The 17,391-nt window shown below is 60.1% G+C and carries 15 protein-coding genes; 3 read left to right on the forward strand and 12 right to left on the reverse strand.

The window, feature by feature from the left end; genetic code table 11:
- Positions 1-52 precede the first annotated feature (52 nt).
- From topB to FFS09_RS23085, 6 genes are all read right to left on the reverse strand, one after another.
- Entirely contained in the window at positions 53-2,467 is a 2,415-nt protein-coding gene (topB, locus tag FFS09_RS23060; protein ID WP_137921283.1) for a DNA topoisomerase III, read from the reverse strand.
- A 71-nt stretch (positions 2,468-2,538) separates the two neighbouring features.
- Positions 2,539-3,879, reverse strand: coding sequence for an exonuclease domain-containing protein (locus FFS09_RS23065; RefSeq protein ID WP_137921284.1), 1,341 nt, complete (start codon positions 3,877-3,879; stop codon positions 2,539-2,541).
- Between the two features lie 23 nt (positions 3,880-3,902).
- Entirely contained in the window at positions 3,903-4,565 is a 663-nt protein-coding gene (locus FFS09_RS23070) for a hypothetical protein (protein ID WP_137921285.1), read from the reverse strand.
- A 3-nt stretch (positions 4,566-4,568) separates the two neighbouring features.
- Positions 4,569-5,621: a hypothetical protein gene (locus tag FFS09_RS23075; protein WP_137921286.1), complete on the reverse strand. Its 1,053-nt coding sequence runs from the start codon at positions 5,619-5,621 to the stop codon at positions 4,569-4,571.
- Positions 5,622-5,667: 46 nt separating this feature from the next.
- Positions 5,668-6,465 (reverse strand): hypothetical protein, encoded by a 798-nt coding sequence (locus FFS09_RS23080; RefSeq protein ID WP_137921287.1) that lies wholly within the window; start codon positions 6,463-6,465, stop codon positions 5,668-5,670.
- Between the two features lie 20 nt (positions 6,466-6,485).
- Positions 6,486-7,037: a hypothetical protein gene (locus tag FFS09_RS23085; RefSeq protein WP_137921288.1), complete on the reverse strand. Its 552-nt coding sequence runs from the start codon at positions 7,035-7,037 to the stop codon at positions 6,486-6,488.
- Between the two features lie 84 nt (positions 7,038-7,121).
- Here FFS09_RS23085 and dnaG point away from each other — a divergent pair, with 84 nt between their 5' ends.
- From dnaG to FFS09_RS23100, 3 genes are read left to right on the forward strand one after another with little or no spacing between them, the layout of a single operon-like run.
- The gene (dnaG, locus tag FFS09_RS23090) at positions 7,122-8,579 is read left to right on the forward strand and encodes a DNA primase (RefSeq protein ID WP_137921289.1); all 1,458 of its coding nucleotides are present in this window, start codon (positions 7,122-7,124) and stop codon (positions 8,577-8,579) included.
- 44 nt (positions 8,580-8,623) lie between these two features.
- The gene (locus FFS09_RS23095; RefSeq protein WP_137921290.1) at positions 8,624-8,998 is read left to right on the forward strand and encodes a hypothetical protein; all 375 of its coding nucleotides are present in this window, start codon (positions 8,624-8,626) and stop codon (positions 8,996-8,998) included.
- A gap of 9 nt (positions 8,999-9,007) precedes the next feature.
- Positions 9,008-9,427 (forward strand): hypothetical protein, encoded by a 420-nt coding sequence (locus FFS09_RS23100; RefSeq protein WP_137921291.1) that lies wholly within the window; start codon positions 9,008-9,010, stop codon positions 9,425-9,427.
- A 63-nt stretch (positions 9,428-9,490) separates the two neighbouring features.
- On the opposite strand, the gene FFS09_RS23105 is transcribed toward FFS09_RS23100, so the two are convergent.
- The 6 genes from FFS09_RS23105 to FFS09_RS23130 all read right to left on the reverse strand — a co-directional run bounded on the left by FFS09_RS23105 (position 9,491) and on the right by FFS09_RS23130 (position 17,350).
- Positions 9,491-10,147 carry a hypothetical protein gene (locus tag FFS09_RS23105; protein ID WP_137921292.1) on the reverse strand — a complete coding sequence of 219 codons (657 nt, stop codon included), beginning with the start codon at positions 10,145-10,147 and terminating at the stop codon, positions 9,491-9,493.
- Positions 10,148-10,213: 66 nt separating this feature from the next.
- Positions 10,214-11,440, reverse strand: coding sequence for a hypothetical protein (locus FFS09_RS23110; RefSeq protein WP_137921293.1), 1,227 nt, complete (start codon positions 11,438-11,440; stop codon positions 10,214-10,216).
- A 34-nt stretch (positions 11,441-11,474) separates the two neighbouring features.
- On the reverse strand, positions 11,475-12,344 hold the full coding sequence (locus FFS09_RS23115) for a M23 family metallopeptidase (protein ID WP_171020152.1): 870 nt from the start codon (positions 12,342-12,344) through the stop codon (positions 11,475-11,477).
- A gap of 25 nt (positions 12,345-12,369) precedes the next feature.
- Entirely contained in the window at positions 12,370-13,119 is a 750-nt protein-coding gene (locus tag FFS09_RS23120; RefSeq protein WP_137921295.1) for a hypothetical protein, read from the reverse strand.
- Between the two features lie 16 nt (positions 13,120-13,135).
- On the reverse strand, positions 13,136-14,224 hold the full coding sequence (locus FFS09_RS23125) for a conjugal transfer protein TraW family protein (protein WP_137921296.1): 1,089 nt from the start codon (positions 14,222-14,224) through the stop codon (positions 13,136-13,138).
- A 132-nt stretch (positions 14,225-14,356) separates the two neighbouring features.
- On the reverse strand, positions 14,357-17,350 hold the full coding sequence (locus FFS09_RS23130; protein WP_137921297.1) for a Tn3 family transposase: 2,994 nt from the start codon (positions 17,348-17,350) through the stop codon (positions 14,357-14,359).
- Positions 17,351-17,391: the final 41 nt, after the last annotated feature.

Below are 17,391 nucleotides of genomic sequence, written 5' to 3' on the forward strand. Positions count from 1 at the left end.
TCCATTACGCACAGTTTCTCAATTCCCTGTCGAGCAGGGAATGGCTGTGTGGTCACGCGTTTGCGGGTTTTGGTGCAAATCCGCCGCTGTTTGCAGCGCCTCGACCACCGCCGCCCTTCTTGGTGACGCCTTCGAAGTCAGGCTTTCCCTCATGATCGTTGTAGGCGGCCTTGCAACCACCATCTGCATCGCGCCAGTGCGAGCATCCCCAGAAACTGCCCGTGTTGTCTCGGCGCGCCTTCTTCAGCAGGGACCCTTGTTCGCAGCGCTTGCATTTGTACTTCTGCCCTTTGTAGGCCTCCAGGTCGGTACTGCTGTTGCGTGCGCCGCCTGGCGTCTTCTCCTGAGGCGCACCTTCCACCTGGCGGAACGTCTTGCCGCACTTGTCGTTGGTGCACTTGTAGAACGGGCCGTACTGACCGGAGATCAGCCGCAGCTTGGATCCGCACCCCGCGGTCGGGATGAGACCAAAGCACTCGTGGTCCGTGTCCTGTGCGGCCGCGCGCGGGGGGTTCTTGGGGTCGACCGGGAATTGGCTGGGATTGAAGAAGCCCGAAGAGCTTTTGACCAGCTTCGTGATCCATGACGACTGACGCACGATGAAGTCGCGGTAGGTGGTCTCGCGCGCCTGCACGGCGGCTCCAAACTGCTGCCACACCGCGGTCATGTCCGGCGTGGTGATGTGAGGCGGGAGCAGCTGGATCATCCGCATGCCGTTTTCCGTGGGCATCAACTCCTTGCCCTTCGTCTGCATGAGGTTGCGCTTGGCGTCGAGCAACGTGTCGATGATCTTCGCGCGCGTGGCTTCCGTGCCGATGCCCGAGCCTTCACGCAGTCCCTTTCGGACTTCGGGGTCGGTGACGTACTGGTGGATGTTCTTCATGGCCGATATCAGCGTGCCTTCAGTGAAGCGCTTCTTCGCCTTCGTCTTCTTCGACTCGAATCCGGCGCCAGAGACTGGAATGGTCTGGTCTTTGGTGAGCTGTGGCAGGGTCACGACTGGATCGGCTACATCCGCTCCATCGTCATCGGCCGAGTTTGCATCGGAGAACGCCTTGCGCCATCCGTCATCGACATAGCGACGGCCTTTCGCGCCAAACGTTTCCATCTGCCCGCCGGTGCCAACGCCCAGGACAAGCTCGGTGGCCATGAACTTGGCCTGTGGCCAGAACTGCAGCACGTAACGCTTGACGATCTCGCAGTAGACCTTGAGCTCGATCTCGCTGAGCCGCGCGATTTCGCCGGGGTTGTCCAGCATCGTAGGAACGATCGCGTGGTGGGCTGTGACCTTGGCGTCGTTCCAGGCCCGGCTTTTCAAGGACGGCCGAGCGCCCACCAGGGCGTTGCCGATCGCGACCGGCAGACTGGCCTTGGCCAGCGATGCGATGATCTTTGGGGCATCCGCGTGCTGATCTTCGGGGAGGTATTCCGTGTCCACCCGGGGGTAGCTGGCCAACTTCTTCTCGTACAGCGACTGGACCACCTCCAGCGTCTGCGTTGCTCCCAGCCCGTAGAGTTTCGAGCAGTGGGATTGCAGGCCGGATAGGGCAAACGGCAGGGGCGCAGATTCCGTTCCTGGTTCAGTCTTCGCAACGAGGACCCTGGCCTGCGCAGTGCGCTTGACCAGGTCGATGATTGCTTCCGCATCCGCTTTGTTGGTCAGGAGCTTTTCGTCATTGACGCGGGGATCGATCACCTCACCCTTCGCATCGGCCCGCGGCATCCAGGTCGCCTTGAACCCCGGATCAGTGGCAAGAGCGATCTGGGGCACAAAATAGTCCACAGACTTGAAGTTCAGGATCTCCAGCTCTCGATTGACGACAAGAGCCAGCGTTGGAGTCTGCACGCGGCCGATGTACACGGGTGAAGTTGCGCCCGCATTGCGGGCGTGGATGGTGCACGCCCGGGTCATGTTGATCCCGTAGAGCCAGTCGGAGTGCGAACGGCACATCGCCTGCTCGTACCAGCCAAGGTATTCCACATTGGGTTTCATCGCGGCCAAGGCCTTGGTCAGCGAAGAATCATCCAGGGCGCTCGCCCAAAGACGGATCACCGGCTTTCGGTTCTTCAGGTAGATCAAGATCTCATCCTGAATCATCTGTCCCTCAGCGTCCGGGTCACCGAATCCAACCACCGTCTGGCACTCTTTCAGCAATTTCCCGATTGCGGCAATGTGCGCATTGGCACCTGCACGGTTGCCCTTCATGTCGCGCTTGGGCGCGAGGATGAACTCGTTGGGAATGATGGGCAAATCATCGAAACGCCACTTCGCAAATCGCGGGTCATAGTGATCGGCGTCGACCAGCTCCAGCAAGTGCCCGCGCTCCCAGCACAGTGCGTCTTCGCCCACGACGATGTGGGTTGAGAATGCTTGGGCCTTGATGCCCTGAGAGCGGGCCAGGAAGTCAGCAAGGGTGCGCGCAGCAGAAGGCTTCTCGGCAATGAACAGGCGATTGAAGGAGGGCATGAAGGCTGTTGTGTTTTCGGAGAAAGCTGCGGGGCAGCGCAAATGCGGTCAGCGCCTTGAGGGCGCGAGTCTCATGGACGCGTGCGCGATCGCCGAGGTGCCGGTGCGGGCGCCTCTTCATGCTGCTCGGCTGATTCGCCGGGTGCATCGTTTGCGGGCTCCTGCATGTCGTCGCCGCCAAAGAGGTCAATGACACCCTGCGCAGAGGAGAGCATCGAGCTTCGACGTTGGCGCGAATCGGGTGCTGCAGTTGCAGCAGTCGTTGGAGTGGCACCAGGCGCGACCTGGGGAGCCGGGGTCTGTTTGGCCGACGCGCCAAAAGTCTGTCGAACGGCGTCGCTGGTGCTGCTCGATCTCGACGCGGCAGCGGGCGCGGGTGCGGCGGCCGGCGCACTTCCCGCGGCGCTGGTTGCCGTCGGCTTGGATCGCTGCTCGATCACTTTCAGAGCTGCATCGCGCAGCGGGGGGCGCACGAATTCGGCGCCGGTCATCCACTTCAGGTAATCGGTGGGAACCTGCGACAGCGGCTTGCCTTGGTGGGCCTTGAAAGGGCAGATGACGTCGTTCGGATCCCCGGCGCCGGCGGCAGGAGAAGCAGGCGTGCCCGCTTTGAGCTTTTCGTAGGTCCGCTCCATGTTGACCTTCAGATCTCGGTCGAGATCCTTCAGGTTCTTGAAGGCCCACTCGTAATAATTCAGGGGGATGTCGATGAGCTTTTCGTGCGCATGCTTCCCAAAGGGCATGACATCGATGGTGATGGTCGTTTGCACGAAGTCCCGGACATCGGCAATGCTTCGCAGGCCGCGATCAGCCGCCAGGCGAAGAACGTGACCCAGTGTTTCGAAGGTCACATGGACGTCATCCATGGCGCGGTGTGCGCCGAGTCCGCCAGATTCAGGCTTTGTCTTGAGCCAGTAGCGCAGTACCTGGTTGCCGAAAGCAGGCGCCAGTGGCATCAGGTGCTTCGCACCGCGCAACGTGCACAGCCAGTTTTCTGCATCGGGCTCCACGCCCATAATGGGATCCACAAAGAGGGCATCGAACCCTGCGTTGTGGGCCACTGGAATGGACCCCTCGAGCATGGCCTGAATTTGTGGGGTGACCTGCTCGAGGGTGGGCGCATTGGCCACATCCTCATCGGTCAGGTGGGTCACTGCCGAGCAGGTGGGGGGAATCGAAAAGCCCGGGTTGATGAGCGTGGTGAACCGCTCATACACGTTCCCGCGCCGGCGCGTGATGCCGATCTCGATGATCTTGTCGACCGCCGGATCGATGCCGGTTGTTTCGACGTCCACCACGGAGAAATCACCATCGATGTCCAGGGCCTCGATGTCGATGTTGCCAGTGGCCGGCGGCGTGGCAATGATCGGGTATTCGGTGCGCTCTTGGGATTTTTCGGCGGATGAGTTCATGTGGTTCTCCAGTAAATTCAGATTCAGCCTACGTGGGCATGCGTGGCGGCACCGTCATTGGCAGCGGGCCTCTCACGGTCGCAAGCATCGATTTGCAGGGGCAGGGGTTGGGGCGGCAGATGCAGCACGCGGTAAAGGTCTCGCCGTTCATCAAAACTCATGCCGTCGAGCTCACCCAGGATTCGATTGGCAGCGCGCGAGAGCGGTGGTCGGCCCGATTGAGCCGTGGCGGGCTCATTGACCGACTTGATGGGAAATCGCTCCTCAATTTCATGCCGGGCTTCGGCAGAGGGGAGCGAGGACAGCAGATCGACGATCTCGTTGACCGAGTCCGTGCTCAAGCGAGGAATGCATGCAGACAAGAGCCGCATGCTCACCATGGCTATGCGCCGGGGATCCACGTTCTGGTCAACAAGGTAGGCCCTGGCCACGTTCATGTACTGAACCGCCGCCTTGGGCTCCAGGCCTTCTTCGATCATGAAGCGGTGAAAACTGGAAGCCCCGGTACGCCCCCTCCAGGCGCCAGAATCCTTGAGGGTCAACAGGTTGAAGCCGATCTCGAGGCGTGAAAGCCCGATGCGCATGCGGCTCGCGTGGAGCTGGCGGTAAGCTTCTTCTGCGGCGTCGCAGCGGTTTTCTCCCGCAGCCAAACGGGCAGCCTGAGCTTCATGCCAGCGGTAGTCCATGCCTCAGCTCTCGCCCACCAGGCGAAGACCAGTGAATTCACCATCAGCGCGCGTGGACTCGGCAGCGATCGCCGAATCTGGCTCGATGTGATCAGAGTCACTATTAACTTCAACCAGTTGAAGTTCTGGGATGTCGATCGCCGAGAGCCCGGGTGCACCCAGGGCAACGGCGCCCACCAAGGCATCAGAAGCCTCGGCAGCCATCAGCGGCGCCTGTGTTGAAGGCGCCCCTGAAGAAGGGGTCGCCGAGTCGATTCCTGGGGCCGCAGGAGCCTCATTGAGTTCCAATCCCAGCTGAATCCGCGTGAAGTCGGCAGATGGCTCGGGATTGGAGATTTCAGCGGGTTTCACGCTGTCGTCAGTTGCAGCCGACTCAACCGCCAGAGCTTGAGCATCCACCATTTGGTCTGGGACGGGCAGGCGCTCGACAGCAGTGACGGCCGATTCCGAGTCATCGAGACCCCCTACATGCGGCTGGGGAGCGCTCGCGGTCAACGTGTCACGGATTCCGGCAGCCCCGGCTACGTCATCGACCTCACGCTCATACGGCACCTCAGCGCCCGCCGTCATGCGGTCAAAAACAGGGAAAAGGTCGCGCTCTTCGGCCTTGAACCGCTCCTTGAAGCGCGAGAACACCTCGCCAGCGCTCTCGGAGAAGTCCGACATCTGGGCCAGGATCTGGCTCGGAGAGCCGAACGTCATGAGAAGTTTGTCCAACGCTGTGACGGCCGAGGTGGCTTCACGCTCGAATTGCTCAGCAGCCAGGCGCTGACGGGGGTCGCTGGCCAGGACCTTGTGCATCAGCCCGGACTCCAGCACTTGATGGGTCTCCACCATGGAGCGCAGGGCGGTCAGCGAATTGGCCGTCTCCAGAGCCCGCTCTGCCAACTCCTCACGGCTGCCGCTGGCATACGACTCGAAGACGATCGAGTCCATCATGCGCGCCAACAATTCGTGCTGGACGCGAAAAATGTGCGACGAACTCGGATTGGCGGCGAAACGCGTCAGCGAAACCGGCCCGAAGCCGTCAGCAAGGTTGGTGGATTTGATGTTCATTCTTGGCCTAAAAGATATCCTATAAACACGGAAGTGCCAACTTTGATCAGGCAGCTTTGCGGGCCGCGGCTTGGCGTGCTCGAATCGTCGCAAGACGGTCGCTGGTTGAAGCGGGAGGGGCAGTCGCTGCAGGAGCAGCAATTGCAGGGGGCTGATTGGCATCGTTGGCAGAAGCTCGGTCTGCTCGAGGATTGAACTGCCGGCCCTCGGTGTTGAGGAAAACACCCTTGATTCCGCGGATGCTCATGTCCGACAGGTGGACCACGTTGCTGCGCGTGGCCACGGTGACGTGGCCCTGGTGCATGCCGATGGCGGCGCATGCCTCGCTCATGTTGGCGCCGTAGTGATAGACCATCTCTTCGTCCAGCACCAGGGTAGCCACGGGAAGGCGCTCGATGAGCGCCTTGACGGATCGAAGATAGGAGGAGCGGTCATCGCTGTCGCGCGCCGCGACGAACAGATTGATGGCGCCACTGGAGCGGATCGCCTCATGCACGCCTTCGCAGTTGAGTCCATCCTCGAACAGCCTGGTCATTTTCCCCATCAACTCTGGGCTGCGTTCCGCAAGATGCCATGGCATGAAGCCGAGGTAGCTGGCGTAGGACATAGCGCCGAGCTTGGCCGAATTGAGGAGGCGGCTGATGTCCCGCGGCCCCATCGGCTCTCCCAGCTCGAGGTGTTTCTCAACACTCAGCACAAAGTCATGAGCCACCAGTGCGTCGAGATGATCCCGGATCGTGCCCCGAAGAACTTCGGGAAGCCGGTTCAATGCGGTCAGGGTTTCACTGAGGTGGCTCTTGTCCTGGGATTCCCAGGCTGCTTGGGCTGCGTCCGTGGCGTTCATGGCGTCCTTCAGTGAAATGGTCAGGTTCGGCGAGAGAGGATGAGGCTCTCGGGTTTGTAGCGGTACATGCCGCTGCCACCCAGGACTGTGGCCTGGAGAAGCTCATCTTTGGCATATGGACTCTTCCCCGCCGAAACGGCCAGTTCGTGGACGATTTCAGAGGACTTCATGTCCGACTCGAAGCACATGACCAGGCAGTCGGTGACAAGGCACACCTGGCGGGGACCCAGGTATCGGAATGCAAAGTCGAGAACCGTACGCAGGCGAATGTCAAGCGACCGTGCAATCGACGTCGCCTGCGATTCGGCCGGCTCGTTTTCGATGATCGATGCCACATCACGTCGCCACTCGTCACGAACTGTGCGAGCGAGGCACATGAGGAGCTGATCGCGAAACGGGCCGCACCCCTCCCAGGATGCGGCAAAGAGTTGCCCATTGATGGCAGTTGAGCCGTCGCCATTGCGTACCGCATCGAGACACACCGGGCTGACAATGAGCGCGATGACCGCGTTGAACTGGCGAACGCTGTCGCAAACATGGCGCGCCGGATCGGTTTTCAACTGCTCGTTCATGGGTTGATGATGAGGTAGAATTGTCGTAAAGTGTATCACATACACAGCTTTTTCAGCTGGAAAACAGCCCCTTGAGGCCCATCGATGAACGCTCCGCTTCCCACCCAGAACACCCCCTCAGGCGGCACCGAACGAAGTGCCCCTCGATACAGCAAGGGGCCCAACCTCGTTGATCGAATCAAATCGAAACTCTCTCTTGACAAGTACCTTGAGCCCATCATGGAGCTGAAGAAGGGCGGCAAGGGTGAGTTGGTGGGGAAGTGCAACATGCACGACGACAAAACTGCCTCGCTGCACGTGAACACCGAGTTGGGGGTCTACCACTGCAAGGGGTGTGGTGAGTCGGGCAACGTGATCCAGATGCACGCCTTCATCCACAATTTGTCGTATGAGGATGCGAAGAAGGACCTGGGGCGCCAGCTCGGCGTCTACACAGACAAGGTCCTCGACAACGGTGAGGCGATCCTTGCGCGAGCCGCCAATCTGTATGCCGGGCAATTGCAGCGCAAGGAAAACGCTCTTGAATACCTGAAATCGCGGGGCTTGAATCAGGACACCATCGAACGCTTCGGCATTGGTTTCTGCTGGGGCCGTGAGTACATGGATCTGACGCCGAAGCAGCAGGATATGGCGCTGCAGGCGGGCCTGATGAAAGAGGACTCGAAGAAAAGCTGGCTTGCCGGGCGAATCGTTTTCCCTGTTCGCGAAAAAAATGGTCGAATCGTTGGATTCGGCGGCCGCTTGGTGCCCTCGGACAACTACGTGCCCACCGGCCCAAAGTACATGAACACGCCGGAAACGGCGTACTTCAAGAAATCGGAGCTTCTCTACGGGCTCTACGAGGCGAGCGGGGGGATCTCGCGCGCAGGGCGAGCCATCGTTGTCGAGGGCTACATGGACGTTGCCATGCTCCACCAGACCGGCGTGAACAATGCTGTGGCGGCCATGGGTGCCCAGGCCACCGAAAACGCTTTTAAGCTGCTGTGGAGCGTCACGAAGAACATCGTCTTCTGCCTGGACGGAGACAAGGCCGGGGTGACCGGCGGTATGCGCTCCGTCATGGCTGCAGCGCCTACCATGCCTGATGGCGGCATGATCTCCATCGCCACGATGCCTGCGGGTGTTGATCCCGACGAATACGTGATTGAGCACGGTCAATCGGCATTTGACGCTCACTGCGACCAGGCGGTGCCTCTGGCAAAATATCTGATGGATTCGAAGGTCAACGACTTCGATCTGGCGTCGCCGGAAGGCCGCGCCGGCCTGATCAAAGCAGCCCAGGAATTGGGGGCGACCTTCAACTCGGCGCCCATCGTGGCCGAACAACTCGAGGAAGAGGCCCGTGCCCTTTGCGCAAGCGCCCTGGTCGAGTCCACTCTTCGGCGCATGGAGTTGCCTGCGGTGCTGGATCAACGCGACGTCGAAATGGCCATCGGTCTCCTGCAGAAGCTGGTCTCCGACGTGCCCAGGCAGACCGGCCGTGAGCGCATCGCTGCGATCCGCCGCCAAACCCTGTCGGCGCGTCGACCGGCAGGCGCCTGATACCGTGATCACTCATAGCCGCTAGAAGAGGGAAAGGTACACAGATGTTGGGCAACAAGTCACTCCTCATCACAGCGATGCAGGATTCCATAGACGATGCGGACGCTAGTCATCGCCGAGAGATCGACAAGCTCCAGCAGCGGCTGCATGACGCGCAAAGAACCGCGGTCTTTCGCGACGCAGCCAAGCAGGCCCTCGGAACGCTTGTAGATGAAATGGTCGATGAGGTGAAAGGCAAAAAGCCCGTGCGCTTGAGCGACCCTGCAAACCGAGATCTCCGCAATGCCTTTTACGTCGACACCATGGCAGGCAACGTCAAGGTGTTGGCTGATGGACGGGCGCGGGCGCCAGACGGCACAAAAATTGAAATGACCCCCGAAACAATCGCCGAATTCAAGGCCAAGCGCCAGCTCAAGTAAGGAATCGCCATGATCGGTCAAGACGGAAGATTGATGGGGCTTGCTCTGGGCAAGCAGCTCTCACAGAAGGAGTTCGATGATGCGGCGGCCACATTGAGGCTGCGCCTTCAACGCGCGCAAGAGAAAGCCGAGCTCGAAGTTCCCATGCACCTGGGGATGATCGCGACGGCGAATGCAGTGACGGAAGAGATTGCCGCAATCGCAGCAGGCAAACTGTCACCTGACGATCGCAGGCTAAGCAGCCCAAAAACGAACATTCACCGCATCCAGTTGTTTCGGGATGCATCCGACGAAGCTGAGCGCAGACTGAGCGGAGGGAAGCTGGGGCTTGAGTTCCAGTCCAAGTTGCTGGATGTGCCAATCTCGATGGAGGTCAGCGCGGGTCACCCCAAGGTCGTACCCTCTGAAAAGAAACCAAAGCCACGTTGAAGGCATGGCAAACAAAAAAGGACCCGAAGCGGTCCTTTTTTCTTGGGTCGGAAAGTCCTGCGCTTAGTGAGGCTTTCGGCTCTTCGCCTTCGGGGTGGCAACCACCTTGGATTTGGCGACTTGTGCCACGCGATCCAGGAATGCGTTGGGCTCCATGTCCGCGGCCAAAGCCGCTTGCCCCACCTTCGCCGCAGACAGCGGTGCGTCGGGGCCCACGGCCTTCGCTGCCGCCAACACAATCACCTGGCCACCAAGCACTTTGGCGGTGCTGAGGACCAGCCGGTCGCCGTCAATGGCAGCCGAGCGCAGGCCCTTGATTCCGGTGAGCATGGGCCGTTCAGCTGCCGCCTTCGAGATGGCACCGAGGCGACTCATGACGCCAGCGCCAATGGGGTGCGAGATATCGGGGAAGTAGAGGGAGCCGCGAAAACCCTGACGGGAAACGCTTTCCGCCAGGTCGCGCGGAGCAGGGAAGAAGCCTGCCCCCGGGTTGTCGTCGAACACCAGTCCGAATGAAGCCATCTGCATCGAGTCACGTGATGCAACACCCCGCGCTTTGACGTTGAGCTTCGATTCCAGGAAGGATTGAAGTTCAATTTTGGCGGCGTTGAGTCGAGTCGACCAACCGGCAAACTTGTCTGCGAAGGATGCGGCGACCTGCTGGGTCACTGCATCGACTGGGGAAAATGCGAGAGCTTGTTGGGACTTGACGAATTGCATGTCTGTGCCTCTGTTACGTAAGTGATATTTTATATGAAAATGTGCACGCAAGATGGCCGTAGCCGATCAAGCCATTGAAGGCTTTTCGAAGCGGTTGAGTGCTCGCTTGATCATCTGGGCGATTCGCTCGACCATTTCAGCCATGGCCTTTGCAAGCTTCTTCATTTGCTTCTTCATGTCTTCATCCGCCAGCATATCGATCGACTCCTCGAATGAAGGCCGAATTTCGTCCATGCGCGCCTTGAGGGATCGCGCATTGATCAGATGCTCACGGCCGCGGGTGGCCTGCGCCAGGTCCGAAAACAGTTTCGATGCGGCCTGCTGACAGGCCTTGCCATGGGTACGCTCCCAATCGACGTTTCCTGCATTGAATCGCAGCTCGGCGCCAACATCCTTGAGCTTGAGGAGGGTCTCGTTCATGCGTCGGTTGTTGTGAGCACGGACATCCCCTGCGTAATCCCCATTCTTCATGGTCTTGGCATAGAGGTTTTGCGCACCCATGATCACACTGTCGGCCAGAGTAAATCTTTCAACTTTCGTTTCAAGAAGGGTGTTCATCTGCATCACGCGAGCCTTCATGTTCGTGTGAACCAGCTTGGCCAGCTCCGATGCTGGGTAGCCGGCATCATCAAGTGCCGAGATCAGATGGCCAGAATTCGTCGCGAAATGTTTGTTTGCGTCTTCGAGAGTAGTTTTCCGAGCCTCGAGTCCGGCTGCTGTTTTAGCGTTCAGCGGCGTACCGTCAGGCTTGTAGAGTACCGTCCAATTCTCTTGAACGGCGTCATGAAACGCTGCGTTGAGGTGGTGGTGAAGAGCTTCGATCACGCCTTCATGACCGCACTGGTTCTTGACAAGCTCTTTGAACTGCGTTGCCAAGGCGTCCATGGGGCCGTGAGTGAACATCAGGTTCGTGCGCGAGGCTCCCAGCAAGGCATCTTCCTGCAGGATGCGCTCAATGGCCTCCATGTTCAGTTCCGGAAGGACCTTCGCCTCGACGTCCACAAAATCCGCGTGAGGGCCGCCGATCCGCATGACTCTCGGGCCCACGCTTTCGGCAGGGCCCGAGTCGGCATGATTCGATCCACGAGGCATTTCAGGATCTGCCCCGTCTTCACCCGATGCGCCATCGTCTCCGGCCCCGCCGCCGCCGGCACCACCGCCACCGGCCGCAGGTGGCTCTTGTGAGTTCGCAGCGCGATTGGCTTGATCGGGTTCGTCGAATCCTTCGTCGAAATCGCCGGAGTTGAAGGGGTCGTTTGGTGGGGGCTGAAAGTCGTCGAAATCGTTGTTCATGTCGGCTCCAGAAATTTGGGGTCAGTTGTCAAGGCTACTTGGGTGCAACCGAGGAAATTGCACGCTGCGCGTCGACTTGAGGACGAAGTGCTTTCTCCGTCATCAGCACATGCAGCATCGCGTTCGTGGCAAGGACGCGCTCGTTGATGGCTGCCGCCTCGTGACGCATTCGCAGGCGAATCGCGTTCATGTATGCCAGTTCCGCATAGAGCTTCACGCCCGATAGGGAGGCAAGCTGTCTCTGGTAGTCAGGGTTGAAGGTGCGAGCGCCGATGTCATTGGCGATCTGTTCGCGGTAGCTCATGTTCGAATCGAGGTAGTCGTTCATCACCGGCAACTGCTCGGTGGACGAACCCACGGGCATGCTCTCACCGACATCCGGCTCGGACTGCTGCGGCCCGCTTTCACCTTGCAGAATTCCGCCCTTCAGAGGGGGTTTCGTGCAGAACATGCTCATCGGATCGACGGTCCTCCCACCAGTCTTGATCTGGAAGTGCAGGTGAGGGCCCGTCGAGGCCCCGGTATTTCCCGACTTGGCCACAACCTCGCCTGTCGGTACCGACTTCCCCATCGTCGCAATGACCTGCTCGTTGTGGAGATACCCCATCTGGTATTCGCCACTCTGGATGAACAGCATGTTTCCGCCGACGTTGCTCCACTTGGTTGCGGAGACCGTGCCTTCTGATGCTGCCTTGATCGGCGTGTACATCGCACATGCGAAATCAACGCCCCCATGCATCTTTGGCGTGGCCTCCTTCGTAACCGGATGGATACGAGGGCCATAGCCGCTCGAGATTGGGCAGTTGGCAGGCAGCTGGATGCAGGTCTGGGCGATGGCCACCCCCGTCATGGAGAACATGCCGGCCAGGATCACCAGATTTCGAGAGTGCTTGAGTGCGATCATGATTTCAGTGACGCAAGGCATCAATTCACTTGCGTGACGGTTGATTTGGCGCAAACGCGTGTTCCGGCATGGCCATGTACCGCGCGGAGACGTTGAGCTTTTCCAGGGTTGCCTTGTCCAGATTCAGCGCACACACGCTGTGGCTGGCGATCTTCACGGCAATGTCGTCCTGGAAGCCGTGAGCAAGGAGGTACAGACGAACGGCCGGTTTGCTGTAATGCATGCCCATGGCCTGGCGGCTGGTTTCGGCACGTCCGATCAACGTGGTGAGCGCGGCAGACGCCTCTTCGATTTCCTTGGAGTGCCCATGATCGTGGGCATTCCCGTGGCCAGACTCCTCCTCGGAAATCTCATGTGGAATGGGTTGCGTGAGGATGGTCATGTGGCTTTCGAGGGCCTGCCCGAACTTTTGATAGCCTGGCATCCGCATCGCGGAGTCGTTCACGAGCTTTGCCGCCACAACGTGGCCCCGGATCATCAGCCACGAAGCCTGAGTGGCCCTGCGCAGAGATTCTTTTTCGACGGGGCCAATGAAGCGAAATCCGGTCACGGCCATCTGCTCTCGGGCCTGCGCATAGGACAGGCCGTTTGGTCGCGCTCCAGCAGACGCCAGAACGGCGTCGGCGGCCTGGAGCGTTGGGAGAGTCGGGCTGGGGCAAACAAGTGCCTTGCCAAATTTGGACTGTGCATGGGCTGGTGCGGCCAAGCCGGCGCCACTCAGCGCAACAGCAACTCCCAGAGCCAGCGACCTGAAGTCAGTGGTGAAGATTGACATGTGCAGGCCCACTCCTTTACTGGCGAACCGTGCGGCTGGCCACGACGCGCTGAGCGTCGATCTGAGGGCGCAGGCTTTGCTCGGCGACCAGGGCGAGCTGAGTGGCCAGCATGCCCTCCATACGGGAGTTCTGCTCGAGTTTCTGGTAGTCCATCCAAAGGCCGAAAGAATTCTGCGTTGCCATCGCACGCAGGATCTTGTTCGAGTCCGTGGCAGTTGCCAGGTCAGTTGTGACCTTGTCGCTGAACTGGGTCTGAACGAACCTGCGGACGGCCTCGTTCATGGACATGCTCTCCTCGACAGGGAAGCCCTCCACGTTGTGAAGCTTCGTCTGTTTGCCCAGGTCCTTGATCGGCTTGCCAGCCTCACGGATCTGGTTCAGGGAGTAGGCGCTCATCGAAAGCATGCCCGTGTAACGGCGAACAAGCTCGATGTAGGCGCGCCCCTGGGGGGTTTTGTCCATGTCCTTGGTGCGCAACTGCTCCGGCGGGATGCCGGCGACCATTCGCTGGATGTAATCGCCCGCAGCCTCGTGCTGGCTGGCGCCATCGCTGGTGGCGGCGTCAGAGAAGGTGCGAGAGCCGGATCGCGACTGGAACAGGAAGAGGGCGTTCTGATCCGCGCCGCTGAGTTCGTTGTTGGGCTTGTAGGTGCAAATGCCACGCGCACCGTCCTCCTCGCTGCAGTATTTGGTGTCGGACTTCTTGCCCAGGGCCTCAACCAACTTCAGCGTGTTGGTGTTGCTCTTGATGGCCTTGGACACCTCGGTCTGCCCCTTGATCACCGCCGCCTGTGTCGATTGCGACGCTTTGGCCAGGCCGTCCATTGCGGCCATGTTCGAACAGGTGTTTGCCGGCAGCTCAAGCTTGGCCTGGAGGTCGATGGCGCTCTTGCGCAGGTCTTCCTGCTGACGGTAGGACTCCAGACCCTCAAGGACAGCCTTGTTGGCGATCGCACTTTTGTTGATCTCCCCGCTCAAGATGCCGGCAACCTCGCTCATGGTCGTGCGGATTGTGCTGTTCATTTCGCGCGTCGATCCATCAACCTTGCTGTTGATTGCGCCCTGAACCAGGCTGAAAAAAGCAGTCTGCAGGAATGCGATCACGGCCGCAGCATCGCCCGCGGCGCGGCTGGGCCCCGCGCTGATGGCCAGCGCCGTAACAACGGCGGTGGCGATGATGGTCTTTTTGAGGGTCGGCAGGGATTCATGTAAAAAACCGCAGAAACGACCTTAAGCCTATGATTCCATTGGAATTATGGTGGCATCGAAATTCAAAGGACCGATCTTCCTTTTGAAGTCCAGCGTGTAGTCCCCAAACCTGTTGATGTGAGCCGTGCGAAACGGCGCCAGGCCCCCCAGGATCTCCAGCGTGATCTCGGTGCCCTCATCTCGAAGCTCCTGCAGAACCCGCGTCATGCCCACCACGTTGTGCAAAATGATCATGTTGGCCACCAGGTGGTTGTACTTGATCACCTTGCGTTGCTCGTGCCGGATGTTCTCCGCAATGATCCCCTCTCCCCCGAAGAAGGACCAGCCGGCAAAGCCATTGAATTGCTCGCTCTTGTTGGTTTCGGCATGGATCACCTTGCGCAGCCCGACATCGCCGATGTAGCTCAGCAGGAACATGGTCCGGATGACCTTGCCGAGTTCCACAAACGCGAAATACAGTTTGTTCTTGCGGCTGTAGGTGCCGAGCCGGCGCAGGATGGCCGACGGCGTGATCTTGCCGGTCTTGATGGAAACCGCCACCCGGAGCATCGCCGGCAAATGCAATTCAATCAGCCGCCAGTCGATCACATCGCTGAACAGCGCATTGATGTTACGGTAAGCATTGCCCGGCTCGGGGCGATGGAATTTGAGGTCCTGAATACCCCGGATGCGCGGCATGAGCTGGATGCCCAGCAAGTGGGCCAGCGCGAAGACCGGGTAACTCTGGGCCTGCGTGTCCCCGTGAATCGTGTCCGGCCGGATGTCCGATTCGTTGGTCATCAGCCCATCCAGGATGTGGATGCCCTCATAGGTGCCGCAGGAAATGAAATGGCTGAACAGCGCGATGAACTTGTCGGACACATGGTAGTAGCCGATGCCGCCGTACCCGCCATAGCGGATATGGTGCTCGGACAGCAAGTTCTGCTCGTAGAGGTTCCACTTCGTGCCGTCGGCCGACGCGTGCTTGCCGGTGCCCCAGTAGCCTGGCAGTTCAAACTTGTTGTACGCATTGATCACCTTGACAATGGCCTTGTCCAGAAGATCCTCGCTGACGTATTTCAAGTTCAGCCAGGAAATCTGGCGGCGGCTCAGTCCTTTGATGGATTTGGCGGTCTGAACCGGCCCCAGGTTGCAGCCGTAGCAAAACAGCGTCGTGATGACGCGCATGCGCAGGTCCGCAAGGCGGCTGTCCGTCCCGGCCAATGGCCGGAACAGCTTGTGCAGGTCGAGCCAGCGTTCGGTGTCGATCATGACATCCACGATGCTGGCCGCTTGCATCCGCTCGGTGATCAGGGCGTCGATCCGCGCGGCGGCCTCGACGATTTCGGAGCGCGGCGGTTTGCGCAGAATCAGGCGGCCATCGACGATCTCAGCATGGGCGTTTTCCGGGAAAGTGGCGTCGATGTCCCGAGCCCGCTGAGCCATGGCGGATTTGAGCATCGTCACAAAGGTGCCGGGATCGGTCTCGATGCCGGTGACCTGGCCATAGCCGCCCACCTCCTTTTCAAAGGTTTCGTCATCGACCAGCTGCTCGCGGTAGTCGTCGTAGCGCTCGCCGTACTTGATGAAGAGATCGCCCGACTTCAGGTCGTCCTTGACGGCATGCATGACTGCCAGTTCAAAATACCGGCGGTGGACGGCCTCTGCCCGGCCCTTGCCTGATGGCCGGACCAGCACCAACTTCTTCCACTGGGCGGACATCCAGCGGAGGTCCTTGTCTTCACTCAGGCCCAGCATGTCCAGCAGGACGATGTCCGTGCGGTTGTCGCGCAGCTTGTAAAGCGCCTCGATCAGCCGCTCCACCACCTGGTCCTCGCTGCTGGCTTTGGGCGAGGCGATGCCAATGCAGTTGAGCAACTGGGCCCGAACCATCTTGTAGGGCTGCAGCAGGAAAGGCAGATGGTTGCGGCCGGCGTAGGCCAGGTGCTGCTCGCATTCGTTCAGCAGCTCGTCCACCTCGGCCACCAGGGTGGTGCTGATGGCTTCAACGCGCTGGGTGTCCGTCCCCTCCAATTGGTAGGCGCCCAGGATGTCTTTGAGCTGGCCGACCAGCATGTCGGTTTTCTGGACCCGCTCCTGCTGGAAGGAGAGCAATTTCTGCCTGGCATTGTTTTCCAGGTTCTGCATCAGGCGAATAAACAGATCGGCAGCATCGTCCAGAGACTGGGCATGCTGCGCCCGGATGAAGATCACCGCCAGGGCGTAGCGCTTTTGCGGCTTGAGTTCGGCCATCTCGGCCGCATCGAGGGCGCGCGCCAGGTGCCGGAACTGCTTGAGCTTGGGCACCGGCACGTCGGGCTTGGGAAGCAGCTCCACCAGGTATTGCAGGCGCCGGATGTGCTGAATGTAGGTGCGCGTTTCCTTGTTGGTCGGCCGCTTGGGTTCGCGCTTGAGCATTTGCCAGGGAGAAACCGACTCACCCCTGGCGGTTTTAAGCAAGCCGTCGATCAGGGCCTTGGTATGAGCCGTCAACTGACTGGTGATCGCGGAGAAATACCGATTGTTGCTCTTTTCCCGGGCACGAAACGCCATCCGGTCCAGCGTCGAGAAGGCCGGCAATTCGTAGCGGTGGTGGACCAGTTCCTCCAGCATCACGTTGATGATGTCGGCCACCGCGTGTTTGGTCTCGGCCGCCGTGTTGGCCACGACCTCCAGCCAGGCGTAGCCCGCCGGGTTCAAGGGTTTGACATTCAAGTGCCGGCGCAAAGCCGCGAAAAGCGCCATGCGCGAGCCCGAGGCCTCGAAGCGCTTGAGGTCCGCCGCCAGGGGCGGCCGAGCCGCACCCGCCTGCTGCGCAATGTGCTCTCGGATTGCCGGGGGCACCTCGGCCAAGGGGATGAAATAACCAAGGCGCTGGAAGACCTTCAGGTGGATCAGCGCCGCCATGCGCGGCAAGGCGCGCTTACTGATGCCTGCAGCCAGGAGTTGTTCGTCCTCGGTCGGCGTGTACAGCTCCGCCAACTCACGGGGTGTCGGATCGGGTTTCAGGCTGGGATAGGCCGTCTCATGGAGCGTGGTCATTCGCGGGGACTGCCCCGCCTGGTGGCTTTGCTACCCATCAC

The sequence above is a fragment of the Hydrogenophaga sp. 2FB genome (assembly GCF_005503365.1).
Taxonomy (GTDB): domain Bacteria; phylum Pseudomonadota; class Gammaproteobacteria; order Burkholderiales; family Burkholderiaceae_C; genus Hydrogenophaga.